At 51.2% G+C, this 16,110-nt stretch carries 13 protein-coding genes; 9 read left to right on the top strand and 4 right to left on the bottom strand.

The window, feature by feature from the left end:
- The first annotated feature begins 58 nt into the window (after window positions 1–58).
- Window positions 59–865 carry an AAC(3) family N-acetyltransferase gene (locus tag PBOR_RS22170; protein WP_042215442.1) on the top strand — a complete coding sequence of 269 codons (807 nt, stop codon included), beginning with the start codon at window positions 59–61 and terminating at the stop codon, window positions 863–865.
- Between the two features lie 96 nt (window positions 866–961).
- On the opposite strand, the gene proC is transcribed toward PBOR_RS22170, so the two are convergent.
- The 3 genes from proC to proB form a co-directional block, all read right to left on the bottom strand.
- Entirely contained in the window at window positions 962–1,828 is an 867-nt protein-coding gene (gene proC / locus PBOR_RS22165; RefSeq protein WP_042215439.1) for a pyrroline-5-carboxylate reductase, read from the bottom strand.
- A 93-nt stretch (window positions 1,829–1,921) separates the two neighbouring features.
- On the bottom strand, window positions 1,922–3,169 hold the full coding sequence (locus tag PBOR_RS22160) for a glutamate-5-semialdehyde dehydrogenase (protein ID WP_042215437.1): 1,248 nt from the start codon (window positions 3,167–3,169) through the stop codon (window positions 1,922–1,924).
- A 93-nt stretch (window positions 3,170–3,262) separates the two neighbouring features.
- A complete protein-coding gene (gene proB, locus PBOR_RS22155) occupies window positions 3,263–4,366 on the bottom strand; it encodes a glutamate 5-kinase (RefSeq protein WP_042215435.1) in 1,104 nt (367 codons plus the stop codon).
- Window positions 4,367–4,821: 455 nt separating this feature from the next.
- Here proB and PBOR_RS22150 point away from each other — a divergent pair, with 455 nt between their 5' ends.
- A complete protein-coding gene (locus PBOR_RS22150) occupies window positions 4,822–5,019 on the top strand; it encodes a hypothetical protein (protein ID WP_042215433.1) in 198 nt (65 codons plus the stop codon).
- Between the two features lie 85 nt (window positions 5,020–5,104).
- Here the strand turns inward: PBOR_RS22150 and PBOR_RS22145 are convergent, their stop codons facing one another.
- Window positions 5,105–6,016 (bottom strand): LysR family transcriptional regulator, encoded by a 912-nt coding sequence (locus PBOR_RS22145; RefSeq protein ID WP_042215430.1) that lies wholly within the window; start codon window positions 6,014–6,016, stop codon window positions 5,105–5,107.
- Window positions 6,017–6,259: 243 nt separating this feature from the next.
- On the opposite strand from PBOR_RS22145, the gene PBOR_RS22140 reads away from it, so the two are divergent.
- The 7 genes from PBOR_RS22140 to PBOR_RS22110 all read left to right on the top strand — a co-directional run bounded on the left by PBOR_RS22140 (window position 6,260) and on the right by PBOR_RS22110 (window position 15,901).
- Window positions 6,260–6,652: a hypothetical protein gene (locus PBOR_RS22140; RefSeq protein ID WP_042215427.1), complete on the top strand. Its 393-nt coding sequence runs from the start codon at window positions 6,260–6,262 to the stop codon at window positions 6,650–6,652.
- A 199-nt stretch (window positions 6,653–6,851) separates the two neighbouring features.
- Window positions 6,852–8,276, top strand: coding sequence for a 3-isopropylmalate dehydratase large subunit (gene leuC, locus PBOR_RS22135; protein WP_042215425.1), 1,425 nt, complete (start codon window positions 6,852–6,854; stop codon window positions 8,274–8,276).
- 30 nt (window positions 8,277–8,306) lie between these two features.
- A complete protein-coding gene (gene leuD / locus PBOR_RS22130) occupies window positions 8,307–8,909 on the top strand; it encodes a 3-isopropylmalate dehydratase small subunit (protein WP_042215423.1) in 603 nt (200 codons plus the stop codon).
- Between the two features lie 214 nt (window positions 8,910–9,123).
- Window positions 9,124–10,698, top strand: coding sequence for an N-acetylmuramoyl-L-alanine amidase family protein (locus PBOR_RS22125; protein ID WP_042215420.1), 1,575 nt, complete (start codon window positions 9,124–9,126; stop codon window positions 10,696–10,698).
- Window positions 10,699–10,861: 163 nt separating this feature from the next.
- Window positions 10,862–12,304, top strand: a complete 1,443-nt coding sequence (locus PBOR_RS22120) for an N-acetylmuramoyl-L-alanine amidase family protein (RefSeq protein WP_042215417.1) — start codon at window positions 10,862–10,864, stop codon at window positions 12,302–12,304.
- Window positions 12,305–12,411: 107 nt separating this feature from the next.
- Window positions 12,412–13,068: a GerMN domain-containing protein gene (locus tag PBOR_RS22115; protein ID WP_042215415.1), complete on the top strand. Its 657-nt coding sequence runs from the start codon at window positions 12,412–12,414 to the stop codon at window positions 13,066–13,068.
- Between the two features lie 22 nt (window positions 13,069–13,090).
- Window positions 13,091–15,901 (top strand): S-layer homology domain-containing protein, encoded by a 2,811-nt coding sequence (locus PBOR_RS22110; protein ID WP_052429600.1) that lies wholly within the window; start codon window positions 13,091–13,093, stop codon window positions 15,899–15,901.
- The last annotated feature ends 209 nt before the right edge of the window (window positions 15,902–16,110 follow it).

Genomic DNA, 16,110 nt, shown 5'->3' with positions numbered 1-16,110 from the left:
TTACTGCGGGGTTGTCTTTTTGTATATATATGGAGTTCCAAGAAAAGGAGTGCAGAGCATGAATGAACATAAGGAAACAAGGCAGATCCTGACAAAGGAAGAACTGGCAGAACAGTTGAGAGCCTGCGGGATTAAAGAAGGGCAGCAATTGATTGTGCATGTATCACTCAGCAGTCTGGGGTTTGTCATTGGCGGGGCAGAGACATTAATCCGTGTGCTGCTGGAGCTTGTCGGCGGGAACGGTACCCTTATGATGCCTTCGCAGACCTGGAAGAATCTCGATCCCCAGACCGGGGTGCACTGGGAAGAGCCCGTGGAGTGGTGGCCGCTCATTCGTAAGCACTGGCCTGCGTACGACAAGGAAATTACTCCGGCTATCGGGATGGGGGTGGTAGCTGAAATGTTCCGGAAATGGCCGGGAGCCGCAAGGTCGGAGCATCCTGCCCGCTCTTTTGCAGCAGTAGGCAAACATGCGGAGTATTTGACAGCAAACCATGAGCTGAGCAATATCTTTGGCGCCGGTTCACCGCTGGATAAATTGTATCAGCTGAACGGGCATATTCTTCTGATTGGCGTTGGGCATGACAAGAATACATCTCTGCATCTGGCCGAGACCCGTTCCGATTATCCGGGAAAGCAGATGGTTAATGAGAGCAGTGCTCTTTTGGTGGATGGTGTCCGCAAGTGGGTAACTTACCCGACACAATCAGTGGATGACAGTGATTTCGTTCAGTTAGGACAGGAGTATGAGCAGGCGGTGAATCTGCAGGTCCACCGGGCGGGGAATGCGGAGGTCAGATTAATGGAACTCAGGTCATTGGCAGATTGGGCCAAGGTCTGGATGGAGCAGCACAGGAAGGGATAACGCATACAGCAAACAGCCCGCAGTTGCTTCGGGGAAGCAGCTGCGGGCTGTTTGCTGTGGAGTTGGGGATAATGGACATGTACTAATTCAAAAGAATTATTGCAGCTCTTTCTCCAGAGCCGAGCCCATTTCACGGGAACGCTCGGCACAGCGGCTAACTGCAGAGATGACCGTTTCGAAGAAATCTCCGCGCTCTAACACTTCAATCGCTGCCTGGGTAGAACCGTTTGGCGATGTGACCTTCTTGCGGAGCGCAGCCGGTTCTTCGCCTGTCTGCTGTACCATCCGCGCTGCTCCCAGCACGGTCTGAACCGTCAGCTCGCGGCTCTGCTCAAGCGGCAGTCCGCCGCGGATGCCGGCGGCGATCATGGCCTCCATCATGTAGTAGATATAAGCCGGTCCGCTGCCCGAAATCCCTGTTAAGGTTTCCATCCGCTCCTCATCGATAACGGCCGTTAACCCGACAGCCTCGAAGATATTAAGGGCTGTTCGGCGGCCCGGTTCGTCAACCTCCTTGGAGAAGGCTATGCCGGTTGCACCCAGGCCGATGGAGCTGGAGGTGTTAGGCATCGAGCGGACTACAGGCTGTTGTGTACCCAGCAGACCCTGCATAGTACGGATTGTCAGTCCGGCAATCACGGAAATCACGAGCTGATCCGGCGACAGCAGCGGGCCCAGATTACGTAATGCTTCTGCGGCATCCTTGGGTTTCATCGCAAGGACGATTACAGGTGCTGTACGCAGAGCTTCTGTTTTTTGTTCGGGATCATTGTAGCCCAGAACGCCGTAACGGCTGCGCAGCTCGGCCAGACGTTCGCTGCTGCTGCGGTTTAGCATGATGATTTTACCGGATTCAACTACGTTCCGGGCGATCATTCCGCGCACAATTGCCTCAGCCATCGAGCCTGCGCCATAAAAAACGATATTATGATTGATAAGTGGAATGGATGGTTGCTGACACATGGCTGGTAGTCCCCCTAAAAAGTTATGTTAGCATATGATTTACTGCAGTGAACTGCTGCGCAGAAAACCCGTAGCCGGAGCATAAATACTTGTTTATCCCCTAATTTGGCCGGAGCCATGGATAATATACTTGCATGAAGTCAATGCAGGCAGCCCCATCGGGCCGCGGGCGTGCAGCTTCTGGGTGCTGATGCCGATTTCGGCACCAAAGCCGAATTCGAATCCATCAGTGAACCGGGTGGAGGCATTATGATATACAGCGGCGGCATCCACTTCCTGCAGGAAGCGGGCAGCATTCGCGGCATCCTCTGTCACAATGCACTCAGAATGTTTGGTGCTGAACTCGGCAATATGGCCGAGAGCCGCTTCAAGAGTGTCCACGATTTTGACATTGAGAATATAATCATTGTATTCCGTGGCGAAATCCTGCGGTGTAACTGGCAGAGCCCAAGGGACAAGAGCGGTCGTATCCGGACAGCCGCGCAATTCCACTCGGACATCACGGAAGGCCTCTGCCAAAGCCAGCAGATGAGTGGCGGCAAAATCACGGTGGACAAGCAAGGTCTCCATGGAGTTACAGACGGAGGGCCGCTGCGCTTTCGCATTCAGACTGATGCGCTGAGCCATCCCGGGTTCGGCGCTTGCATCCAGATAAGTATGGCATACGCCTGCACCTGTTTCAATTACCGGTACAGTGGCATTAAGGACCACATTCTGTATCAGTGAGCTTCCGCCGCGCGGAATGATAACATCCAGCAGTCCGTTCAGCTTCAGCATTTCATCTACGGAGGAGCGGTTCGGATCTTCGATCAGCTGTAGGGCATCCGGCGGCACAGCTGTACCCGCCAGAGCGCGGTGCAGAACCTCTGCAATCGCGCGGTTTGAGGAAAGAGCGGATGAGCCGCCGCGCAGGACAACGGCATTGCCTGTTTTGAGGCATAAGCCGGCAGCATCAACGGTTACGTTCGGACGGGCTTCATAGATAATGCCGATAACGCCAAGCGGTACACGGACCTTCTCGATAAACAGGCCGTTCGGGCGTTCAATGGTTTCCAGATGATCACCAATCGGATCAGGCAGTACGGCGATTTGCTGCAAGCCCTCGGCGATGCTGTCAATCCGGCCTGTATCCAGTGCCAGCCGGTCGAGCATCGACTCCGGTGTTCCGTTGAGCCGCCCGCGCTCCAGGTCTTCGGCGTTGGCGGCAATAATGTAATCCGCTTCCGCGCGAAGCGCTGCGGCCATAACAAGCAGAGCTTCATTCTTCTGACCGGTAGTCAGGCTTGCGAGTACCCCGGTGGTTGCTTTCGCCAGCGTTGTTTTGTTTACCACTTCACTCATGACTATTCCCCCTAAAGGTTTATTGGCAATGCATCACTATACTGCTTCAGACAAAACATGCTTTGAAGGCGTTCGCTATAGTCTGGTGCGAACTTAGCGCAGTGTAATCCACTCATCGCGGTGGATAACCTCAAGCCGGTGCACTTCACCGAGCCTTGGAACAACCTCGCGGCTGGGTAATCCCTGGATGCTGCGGAGCTGGGTATCGTCATAATTGACGATACCCCGTCCAAGCAGCTTGGCATCCGGGCCGAGCACCTCTACGACGTCTCCGGAGTGGAAGCTGCCCTCGATCCGTCTGACCCCGACCGGCAGAAGGCTATGCCCGCCATGGAGCAGGGCTTCCACCGCGCCGTCGTCAACATACAGTGAACCCAGAGGGGTAGACATGAATCCAAGCCATTGTTTCTTGACGGGCAGGGAGGAGAGTGTTGTGGCAAAATATGTGCCTTTGCCTGTTCCTTCAGCCGCCAGTGAAAGATCACCAGGCTCCGTAACTCTGCCTACAAAGACCGGAACTCCTCCCCGTGTGGCAATCTTGGCAGCATCGATCTTCGAACGCATACCGCCCGTACCTACGCTGGAGCCTGCGCCGCCTGCAATGGCGTAGATCTCGGGTGTAATCTCCTCTATATGCTGATAGCGGACCGCATCCGGATGCTTGCGCGGATCTCCGCTGTAGACGCCGTCCATATCTGTCAGAACCAGCAGCCGTGAAGCCTTCAGGAGATTGGCGACCAGCGCCGACAAGGTATCATTATCACCGAATTTCAATTCGTCTACTGATACAGTGTCGTTCTCATTGAATACGGGTACAGCGCCCAGCCGGAGTAACTCCTCTACGGTCATCATGGCGTTGTTCATAGCCCGGCGGCTGCAGAAGTCCGTTCGGGTCAGAAGAATCTGTGCGGTAGGAATACCATGCTGCGCGAAGGCCTCCTGGTAAGCCTGCATCAGCATAACCTGTCCCACCGCTGCTGCGGCCTGCTTCTCGTGCAGCAGCTTGGGGCGGGACGGGTAGCCGATGGCACGGAATCCGGCTGCCACCGCTCCAGAGGTGACCAGCAGGACTTCACAGCCTTGCTTGCGGAGTGCAGCAATTTCGGCGGCGAAGAAGGCGACCGCAGCCCGGTTCAATCCGCCTTCAGGGCCGCTCAGTGAGCTGCTGCCGATTTTGACCACGATTCTTGTAGTCATTCTCTTTCACTTTCCTCTCAAAAATAAAATCGCTGTTCAATCGCTGCAAACCCGAAAATGACAAAAAGCCCCCATCCTTAGACTTAGCAAAGGACGAAAGCTTGGTTAACTTCCGCGGTACCACCTTCATTGATGAGGGTTCATCCGACTTCATTCTCATAACGGGAGTAACCGTCCTGCAGGGCAGGCCGCTCGGGGGTAGGATTCAGAATAGACATCCGCGGTAAATTCTCCCAGCCTTCCGGAATTTACTCTCTGCACGCGAATTATTGTCAATTCTTACTGGTCCCGTCTGCACGTTTCACTATTTGTCATTTAGAATACCATGGGATTGCCGGGTTTGCAAAGAGCCGGAGGGCGGATTTTTTTCTGATGGAGCGGGGAGCGAATTAGATGTTTACCCTTCATGAGAACGGGTAAAGTATTTATAATCTGTTACCAGGAGGTGGAGTGATTTGAGTAAGAACACTAATGTCCAACAGGAACAGAAACAGAATTCCAAAGAAGCCGCCGAATTCCAAAACAAGGCGATCAGAGAATTTGTCGAGGAGAAAGCCACGGATTCCCGTACTAAGGGGCCGGTTGATGAGAGCACGGGCCGTATGCCTGATGATCAGAACCGTCTGATCACACAGCATAATTTACGCAAATAAATAACCGCTACCCGCGACAATACAGCAAATGCCCATCCGGCTTCATGACAGCAGCCGGATGGGCATTTGCAATATTATGCTGCTTTTATTCATCTGCCAGTCCGGCAACCGTTGCCTTGAAGGTTTCAATGAAAGCTTCGGCGGCCCGGGACAAGTAGCGTCCGCGGCGGTAAGCGACAACCAGCGTACGGCTGGGTACCGGATCAGCTAAGAGCAGGTAGACAGGCACGAATTCACTGCGCGGAGCACGTGCGATGAAATGCGGAACTAGTGTAACGCCCATTCCGGTGGCAACAAGTGATTGTACTGTCTCCATATTGTTGCTCTCAAAGACAATCCGCGGCTCAAAACCGGCCTCCCGGCATAGCTCGACGGTCAATTTACGGAAGCCCTGACCTTCTTTAAGGACAATAAACGGTTCATCCTTAAGCTCGGCCAGTGAAGTACGGATGCCCAGAGCGCTCCGTGCTGCCAGCGGATGCTCAGGCGGGACCGCCAGATCGATTCGTTCCTCACCCAGTACTTCATAAGCGAGTGCGGGAATCTCCAGCGGCAGGGAGAGCAGGCTTAGATCCGTCTGGCCGCTGGCGGTCAGCTTCTCAAGATTCATGGAGGAGTCCTCAAGCAGGGCGATTTCAACCTCCGAGTATTTGCTTTTGAACACCGGCAGCACATGCGGCAGCAGATGCGCTCCAGTAATCGGCATGCTGCCTACCACAACCCGTCCGGTGCGCAGCTGGGAGATATCGGACATTTCCTGGCGCAGCAGTTCCACGGCATCAATGATGGCTTGAGCCTGATCCACAAACTTTTCCCCGGCATAGGTCAGTTCAACAGAGCTGGTATTACGCTGGAAGAGCAGAACACCCAGCTCCTTTTCCAGTTTGGACAGCTGCTGGCTCAGCGAGGGCTGGGCGATATGCAGCTTGTCTGCTGCACGTGAGAAGTTTCTTTCTGCAGCGATCTGAAGTGTATATTGCAATTGTCTGAGCTCCATGGACGGCTCCTTTATAATAAGAATAGAAAATCTGTCTATAAGTATAACCTATCAAGATTTAATTTAGTATAGGTTGATGATTTGCATGGATAAGATAGTGAGCTTAAGTAAGATAATGGGCTTACGGAATTTGCATACCGAAATATCTTTATATTAAAAATAAGTATATACTTAAGCCATTCATAAGGAGCCCTTCATGCATGGTTTGGGCATACGCTCTTCAAATAAACGGGGGTGTATTATATGGGCGTTCTGGCAAGGATAATGCATTCGTTTGACGAGATCGAAGAACAGCTGGAGTATTTTATTTATAATAATTCTGCAATTGAAGCTTTGGAGGAGCCGCAGGACTATCAGTACGGGGAGGCGGGCTTTTGGTCGAAACCGCAGCCTCACCAGGCTCATATGCAGAAGCATGTGCTGGCGGATTACTTGCGCTTAACCGCACTTTGCAGCCAAATGCTGGTCAATGTCAAAAGCGGACAATACCATAATTTTGAGCGAAGCACTGCTATCGTGCTCAATCATATCAGGCAGAACACACTGCTTCCGGAGAGTACACTGGAAGATGTTTTTAGTGAGATTAAGCTGGAAATGGACATTCAGCGCGGAATCATTGCTGGTACCTACCAGTAAGGAACGGCAGAAGCTTACATGGGCAAGGTCTCGGCCCCAGGCTATGTTTACTGTAGGAGTGTCTCATAGGCTGAACCTATAAGTGCTATAGAAATCATATCTTGGAATTATAAACGTACTGATGTTATATTTAGAACATTCAAGAGAGACTCCACGCTCTCTTCCAAATGGAACGATTCTACTATATGAGGTGAAATTCATGGGCAACAAGACAATGTTTGAAAAGATTTGGGATAATCACGTTATTCATCAAGAGGAAGGTAAGCCTAGCATCATTTATATCGATCTGCATCTCGTTCATGAGGTTACTTCTCCACAGGCCTTTGAAGGATTGCGTCTGAGCGGCCGTCCGGTCCGCCGTCCGGGACTTACTTTTGCAACTATGGATCACAACGTGCCTACCAAGGACCGATACAATATTACAGATCCTATCTCCAAGCAGCAGATTGATACCCTCTCACAGAACTGCCGTGATTTCGGGGTCAGACTGTTCGACCTGAATGATATTGACCAGGGTGTCGTACACGTTATGGGGCCGGAAATTGGCCTGACACATCCCGGCAAGACCATTGTCTGCGGGGACAGCCACACCTCCACACACGGAGCGTTCGGTGCGCTTGCCTTCGGTATCGGCACCAGCGAAGTTGAACATGTGCTTGCGACCCAGTGTCTGCAGCAGTCCAAGGCTAAGACTATGGAAGTGCGCTTCACAGGCAGCCGTAATCCGGGAGTAACCGCCAAAGATATGATCCTCGGCGTCATCGCCAAATACGGTACTGATTTTGCCACTGGCTATGTCATCGAATATACCGGCGAAGCTATCCGTGAACTGTCGATGGAAGAACGCATGACGGTCTGCAACATGTCGATCGAAGGCGGAGCAAGAGCCGGCCTGATCGCACCTGACGAGACTACCTTCGACTATCTGCGCGGTCGTCAATATGTGCCGCAAGGTGAAGCGTATGATACTGCTGTTGAAATCTGGAAAGGTCTCGTAAGCGATGAAGGCGCACAGTATGACACTGTTGTAGAATTCGATGTAGAGACACTGATTCCGCAGGTTACCTGGGGGACCAGCCCGGGGATGGGTACAGACATCAACTCAAGTGTGCCGAATCCTGCAGACTTCACCACTGAAAATGAACGTAAAGCCGCTGAAAAAGCGCTTGAATATATGGATTTGGCTCCAGGTACGCCTATCTCTGAGATCGGTATTGACTATGTCTTTATCGGTTCCTGCACCAACGGGCGGATTGAGGATTTGCGGGCTGCGGCTCAAGTAGCCAAAGGCCATAAGGTATCCGATAAGGTGACGGCAATTGTTGTGCCGGGCTCCGGCCGCGTTAAGCTGCAGGCTGAGAAGGAAGGGCTGGATAAGGTCTTCACAGAAGCCGGATTTGAATGGCGTGAAGCAGGCTGCAGTATGTGCCTCGCGATGAACCCGGATGTTCTCCAGCCTGGACAACGCTGCGCATCGACCTCTAACCGCAATTTCGAAGGGCGCCAGGGACGCGGCGGACGCACGCATCTGGTCTCCCCTGCAATGGCGGCTGCGGCTGCAATCAAAGGACGTTTCACTGACGTCCGCGACTGGAACTACAAGACGGAAGCCGTCAATTCATAGAATATTTGAGAGAGCAGGAGGACACAGCAAATGGAAGAATTTAAGAAATTAACAGGTATCGTAGCCCCGGTAGACCGGGTTAATGTAGATACGGATGCGATCATTCCGAAGCAATTCCTGAAACGGATCGAGCGCACCGGCTTTGGACAATTTCTTTTCTACGAATGGCGCTTTGATGAAGCGGGAAATGACAATGCAGCGTTTGAGATGAACAAACCGCGTTACAAGGGAGCATCCGTGCTGATCTCGCGTGCGAACTTCGGCTGCGGCTCCTCACGGGAGCATGCGCCTTGGGCCATCATGGATTACGGGTTCAGAGTAGTCATTGCACCATCCTATGCCGACATTTTCTATAACAACTGCTTTAAGAACGGCATTCTGCCGATCAAGCTGTCGGAAACACAGGTGGATGACCTGTTCAGCCGCACGGCAGAGCATGAAGGTTACACGCTGACAGTGGATCTTGAGAACAACAAGCTGAGCGATGACTACGGTCTAGACATCACTATCGAGCTGGATGAGCACCGCCGCCAGTTCCTGCTCCAAGGTCTGGATGATATCGGTCTGACGCTTCAGCATGCGGATGAGATTGCCGCCTACGAGGAACGTCATGCTGCTAAGCTGTTCGGCTAAGCGATTCCGGGATATTCAAGCAAGAGATTGAACAACCGGCGAAGATATTCGTAAACTTTACAAATTTTACACAAAACTTCTATTTCCGGGTGTCGGAAATAGAAGTTTTTTTGCTATAATCGATATATTCATTGCCTGAGAAGGCAACTTTTGGGGATTTCTGTCGTCTTAATCTTATCTATGGATCTATCAATTGACAAAAGGAGAGGAAAGGATGAAGAAAGCCGGACAACGGATGTTATTTCTACTGCTGCTGCCGCTCTTGTTACTATCATTCGCCGGCCATGAAGCTGCTGCAGCCGCAAGCGGCCAGGGAAGGATTGTAATGGACAGTAAGGAGCTTGCGCTGCCCAAAGGGGTCATCCTTGAGAACGTGAATGGAAGCGTTATGATTCCAATCCGCGTGGTGGTGGAGAACCTTGGTTTTGAAGTGCTCTGGGAGCAGACGACCCGCAAGGTAACCGTCCAGCAGGACGGCAAAACGGTACAGCTTGCAGTAGGAAGCAAGACGGCTGAAGCCGATGGCGTAAGTCTGCTGCTGAATGCCGCCCCGAAGCAGAACGGCGGGACCGTACTGGTGCCCATCCGTTTCGTCAGTGAACAGTTCGGACTCAGTGTCGGCTGGGATAATACCGACAAAACAGTCTACTTAAGCGGCGGTATCCCGCTTGAAACACCTGTAAGCGCAGATCCGCTGCCTTCAGCTACTGTGGCGCCTGCAGCGTCTGCAGGCCCTGTGGTGGCAGTGCAATCACCTGCTCCGACACCGCAGCCTCAGACCAATACAGAGATCACTGAAGAGGTCGAGGGCAGTATTACGTCCTCACCGACTCCGGCAGTTACATCCCCGACGGTTAAGGGGGCTGTGTTCAGCGAGAACCGCCTTATTGTAGCGGTTGCCGGAGGCGCCAAACCTACGGTTACCAAGATTACCGGACCTGACCGGATTGTGGTTGATTTCCAGGGAGCTGTCTTTGCCTCTGATTTCAGCGGCAGCTTTCCGGGTGTTTCCAGCAGCGGCAGTCCGCAGGGCAAACTGGACGTAAGCGGCTACCCGCTGGTATCTGAAATACGCTATGCGCTTTTCAGCACCAGTCCCTCTACAGTACGGTTCGTAATTCAAACCGCAGGCAGCCAGAATTACCAGCTGAGTACGGATGACAGCACCGGGCTGGTAACGATAGATCTCAATACGGTGAATAGCGGAACCGGCACGCCTGTGAATACGGGAATGACCGGCAAACCCGTCATCGCACTTGATGCGGGGCATGGCGGAACACAGCCGGGGGCCATCAGCCTCACAGGCAAGGCGGAAAAGGACTTCAATCTTGCGGTAATTCTTAAAGCCGGAACAATTCTGTCACAGGAAGGCTTAGTTGATGTTATTTATACACGTACAACAGATAGCACACTTGGACTGCAGGACCGTGTCAAAATCGCTGAGGCTGCAAAGGCTACGCTGTTTGTTTCCCTGCATGGTAATTCATTGGATGTAGGGTACCCCAACCGGGACAAAGTCAATGGCAGTGAAACCTATTACAGCCGCAGCGAAAGTCTTCCGCTTGCCCAAATTATGCAAAAGCATCTGGTGGCGGGGACAGGGTTCAAAGATAACGGGGTCAGATCAAAGAGTCTGCATGTCACCAGAGAGACAAGCATGCCGGCCGTTCTGCTTGAGGCAGGTTATCTGACTAATCCGGGCAATGAAGCAGCCATGTACAGCGAGCAGATGCAAAATAACCTGGCACGGGAAATTGTGGCGGGAATTAAGGAATATTTGGGGCTTTAAATACCGCGGCAAGGGAGCTGCGTGTGAACAGTCTTGATTTTAAATGGTATTTATTCGCAACTTTTAAGCTCATCAGGCGTCTAAACTATGTCGAAGGTTGTCAGTAGGGATGCATCAAGAACGCTCGTTTGGGGGCGGAATACTAGAGTCTTAGAGGTGAAGAATGAAGAAATTTGCTTGTATGCTGTTGCTGCTGCTGTTCTTTGTTGTGATTCTGCCGGGGCATGGACAAGCTGCCGCCGCTACCAACAAGATTTTCCTGGATGGACAGGAACTGACCGCAGGGCAGGATGTTCCGGTGGAAAATGTAAACAACTCCATTATGGTGCCGCTAAGAATGATCGCTGAGAACCTTGGATACAAGGTAGACTGGAATCAGACAAGCAAGACCGTTACGATTGAACAACAAGGAAAGACTATGCAGCTGATCGTTAATCAGACAGCAGCCTCCGTAGACGGCAAGACCGTGATCTTGACCACGTCACCGCTCCTGCGGAACGGTACAACCCTAGTGCCGATCAGATTCATCGGAGAGCAGTTTGGCCTTACAGTCAAATGGGACAATACGAAGAAGATTGTAGATCTTATTACCCCGGAAATCCCGGATTCTAACACCGAAACGGGTGGAAGTAGCGGAGACGGGGGGACCGTTGTAGTCCCGCCGGATGACGCGGCAAACGGCCTAAGCATGATTAACGGAATCAGCTTCAATGAGAACCGGCTAACCATTGCCCTTGAGGGCAACACCCAGCCGAAGGTTTCCAAAGTGACCGGACCGGACCGGATTGTGATTGACCTGCCGAATGCCACTTTCTCTGATGTATTCGGTACAGGACAACAGCTGGATCCCAATCTGAACGGTATGCTTACGGTTACGGATTATCCGGAAGTATCCGGTATACGCTATTCGCTGTATAGTACCAATCCGTATACAGTCCGTTTTGTAATTGACCTTAATACCTCCAAAAATTATAGCGTTGAAGTTTCAGGCGATGTCTCCAAGCTGATTGTCATTGATTTGAATGCGCAGAGCACCGGGGATACTTCTACACAGCCTGGCAACAGCGGGCGTAAACTGGTGGTGCTCGATGCCGGGCATGGAGCCAAAGATTCTGGGGCCGTGGGTGTTACGGGTAAATACGAGAAGAATTTCAACCTCGCTGTTATTCTGAAGGCGGCAGAGCTGCTGAAGCAGGAGAACAAAATTGACGTGGTTCTGACCCGCAGTGATGATACCTTCCTTGAACTGAAGGACAGGGCGGCAATTGCCAATAACCTCAAAGCTGATTTATTCATTTCCGTCCATGCCAACAGCAGCGGCTCGTCCGCAGCAAGCGGAACGGAGACCTATTACCAGCGCGAAGCCAGTAAGGCTCTGGCTAATGTGATGCACAAGTATCTTGTACAGGCTACCGGACTTAGTGACCGGGGTGTACGTTACGGCAACTTCCACGTTATACGCGAGACAACAATGCCTGCGGTACTGCTTGAAGTTGGCTACCTCAGCAACAAGAATGATGAGGCACTTCTGTTCACGGAATCACTTCAGAACAAAGTTGCTGCATCTATGGTCAGCGGGATTAAGGAATATCTCGGGGTTCAATAACAGCGGGCGGCAGCAGGGCCGCAAAGTCGTCTTTCGGCCATAGATTCGGGTCTGAGGACTTTGCGGCCCTGTCCTGCCCGTATTCATATGGAGGGGGTTATTTAGTGATGAACAAGAAATTGACATATGCAGGTATAGCAGTATTGCTGCTCGCAGTAATTTCGGGATGCGGTGACAAACCAACTGCATCGCCGGCGGATGCAGCGGGACAGGATTCATCCTCCGTTTCGAGCGGAGCTGAAGGAAACGCAGGAAACGACAGCAGTGCTAATAGCACTAATGCACCTCAGGCAACAAGTACGACAGAGCCTGCGGCCACAGAAGCTCCTGCAGCTACTGAACAGCCGGCAGCACCAGAGAAGCAGAACCAGAATATCCAAATTTATTATACGGATCCTCAGCAGACAGATCTGGTGGCGGCCGAAGTCTCCATCAGCTTCACGGATGCCAAAGAAAAATATACAGAAGCCTTCAAGGCTCTGCAAACCAGCAAGAATGCTGATCAGATTCCGCTTTGGAACAAAATTGAGCTGAAATCTCTGGAATTCACGAATGGACAGATTGTCCTGGATATTCATAAGCCGGATGAAGCGCAGCTTGGTGCAGGCGGTGAGGCCCTGGCAATTAGCGCGTTGTCCCAGACCTTCTTCCAGTTTGAAGAAGTGAAGAATATCGATGTGCTGGTAGACGGAGAGCAGGTAGAGAGCCTGATGGGGCATGTGGATCTCGTGCATCCGATTACACGTGAGAACAACGGATTGTAGGCATTGCGCAGGAAAAGGGCCAATGGCTGACGAAATAGCCAACATAGAAATTCATATGAGCCATAGAGAGGGGAATATCGAATTGTCCGGTCAAAAAAGATTAAAGCGTAGCGTTCAATCCTATTCTGCCAAAGCGGTGTCAGCTGTATTGGCCGGCGCTATGGTGCTTAGCGGTGCGGGAGCGGCTTTTGCCGACAGTACCACCGCCGGAACATCCACAGCAGCCGTAACTACCCAGACAGCAGCAGCTGCTGCAGGGATATTCAGTGATGTCAAAACGGGCTTCTGGGCCGAGAAACATATTTACAAGCTGGCAACCCAAGGGATCGTTGTCGGCAATAACGGTTTATTCCGTCCGGGAGACTCGGTTACCCAGCAAGAGGCTGTTCTCATGGCACTGCGCTTTATGAAGCTGCAGGGCAACGTGAACACCAGCACAGATGTGGTTCTGCCTGCTGATTTCCTTGTAACTAACTATTATAAGCCTTACGTTGTGTTGGCCTTCCAGCAGGGGCTGCTGGATAAAACGGTAGAAATGGCTGCAGATAACCTGAAGACCTCCTGGGGAGAGCGCAAGGCAAGCCGCGAATGGGTTGCAGAATTGCTGGTCCGGGCGCTGGGCAAGAGTGCATCTGCAGTAGCGGCAGCGGGTGAACCGACCGGTTTTGCCGACGATTCCAAGGTATCTGCCAATAAGCGCGGCTATATTAACACCGCAGTTGATTTGGGGCTGGCCAACGGATTGGACGGCAACCGCTTCGACCCGCAGGGTGCTGTTACCCGTGCCCAGCTGGCAACCTTCTTCAGCCGTGCTGAGGCACACAACACGCTTGACTACGACAATACATTCAAAGGCACAGTTAGTTCGTTGAATGACGGCAAGCTGACATTATTTAGTAATGGCAACACAGCGGACTTCACTTTGAATGCGAACACTGCTTATTTCACAAGTGCTTCCGAAACCCGTATCTCTTTGAATGAGATTCAGCCTTACACCAAGGTGACCGTTATCGGTGCAACGTATAACGCAGCTTATGTAGAGCTGACTGACCCGACACAACAAATCGATCAGGCGGAGGGGACTTTAACGAAGGTCTCTTCGGGTATAGTCTGGGTTGATTCAGCTTTGGGTTATGATCAATATGACTATGATGCCGGTACTGTATTCACCGATGTGAATGGAACAGTGATCCAGCCGTCATCGATTACTGCAGGCAGCAAAATTAGATTAACACGTGAAACGTACAGCGGTTCCCATAAAGTGGTGAAGGTTCAAGTGACCTCTGGCATAGTAAATAAGACCGCAACCGGCACGATCCAAAGTGTGGATACGGCTTCCAAGAGCATAACGTTCAAGAATGCAGACGGAACTACAGAAAGCTTCAAATGGGAAGATGGGGTTTCCCTATTCAGCTCCCAGAATTCCATTCTTCTGCCGGCTGATTTGAAGGCAGGTGCTGCTGCCTCCTACACGATCAAGGATAACGTGATCCGTTCTGTAGAAGTTACTTCAGGTGTAGAGCGTACTGTTAAGGGCTTTATCTATGAACTGACGAATTCTACAATTGTCTATCAAAAGACGGATGGAAGCCGTGAAGTGAAGCTGCTGGCTGCGAAGCCTGTAATTATTATTCCCAATATTACTAATCCTGTTATGAGTGATTTGATTGCTGACACAGTAGGCGGTGACAATGTTCAGCTCACACTGAACAGCAGTGATCAGGTAACCCAAATTGAGGTAGTCAGCCGGCAAATCAATCAGTTTACCGGAGCAACGGTGGTTGATTTCAATGCGAAGACACAATTCCTTACCTTCACTGATAATGTTGGCAAAGCACATGTAATCAAGCTGGATACAAGTACTAAAATGTCTTATGATGGTACCCCGACAACATCGATTACCAGTATGGGTGCAAGGCTTGCCGAAAACCGGAAAGTAGATGTGACTGCTATTAATGAGCGGGCATTGTCTGTTGAGCTGTCAACTAAATATTCCGGTACACTCACTGCGATCAATGCTGCGACGAAGACCATCATTTTCAAAATGAGTAATGGACAGCTGATGACCATGAGTTATCCACTCGCCGTCGATATCTTCGGCAAAACCGGTGCGACCATGGCAGATGTTTCGGTGAATGTGCCTGTAACTGCAGTACTATCGGGCAATCAAGAGGTAATTTCGGTTCTGCGGGTAGCCTCATCTGCACAGCTTGAGGTTGCAGGAGTGAATGCCAATACCAACAAAGTCACTGTCAAGACAAGCAGTGGAACCAGCGATATTTATGTAGCGGCAGTTCCTCTTACCAATGAAGCCGGCCAGACAACCACTCTTAGTGAGATTAAGACGGGCGATTATGTGAACATTAACTTTGACGGGACTACAGTATTATCGCTGCAGTCGGTTAAGCAGTATTCCGGTCAAGTCTCAGCAGTGGATGCTGCAGCGAAAACCTTCACCGTGAAGGATTATTCCGGAGTGCCACAGATCTTCACCGCCAGCGCAGGGGTAAGAATTACCCGTGACGGTGTGACTACCACAGATCTGAGCGGCCTTACTACAGCGGATCGGGTATTAGCGCGTAAGGATGCCAGCGGAGTAATCATTATTTCCGTATTCAGTCAGCTCAGCCGCACCTTCTCGCGTTATGAGACTGCGACCAATGAAATTATGACCAAACGCGCCACACTTAATGAAAATTATAAATTTGCGCTTGCTGCAAATGCATATATTCATCAAGGTGACACGACTTTATCCGTGCAATCTCTCAAAGAAAATGATAATATTATAATGTATTTTAATAACGACAAGATCGTGGAAATAGTGAAACAATAATCGTTTTGGTGATTTTCCGTGTGAAACACCGTCTTGATCCAGGCTTCAGCCCTGAATCAAGACGTTTTTTTGAAATATAAGGTCAGCACTGTGTTCGCTTGAACGCTATGGAAGTATACGATATAATGTATTCTTTGCTTATATTTCTTTTAACTAGAGAAATTATGCCCGTGTGATCTGCTGCGGGTGTAAGGACTCCGTGGAGGGGA

The sequence above is a fragment of the Paenibacillus borealis genome (assembly GCF_000758665.1).
Classification (GTDB): Bacteria; Bacillota; Bacilli; order Paenibacillales; family Paenibacillaceae; genus Paenibacillus_AQ; species Paenibacillus_AQ borealis.
The sequence above is the reverse complement of the archived record's forward strand: the minus strand, read 5'-3'. Positions and strand labels throughout refer to the sequence as shown.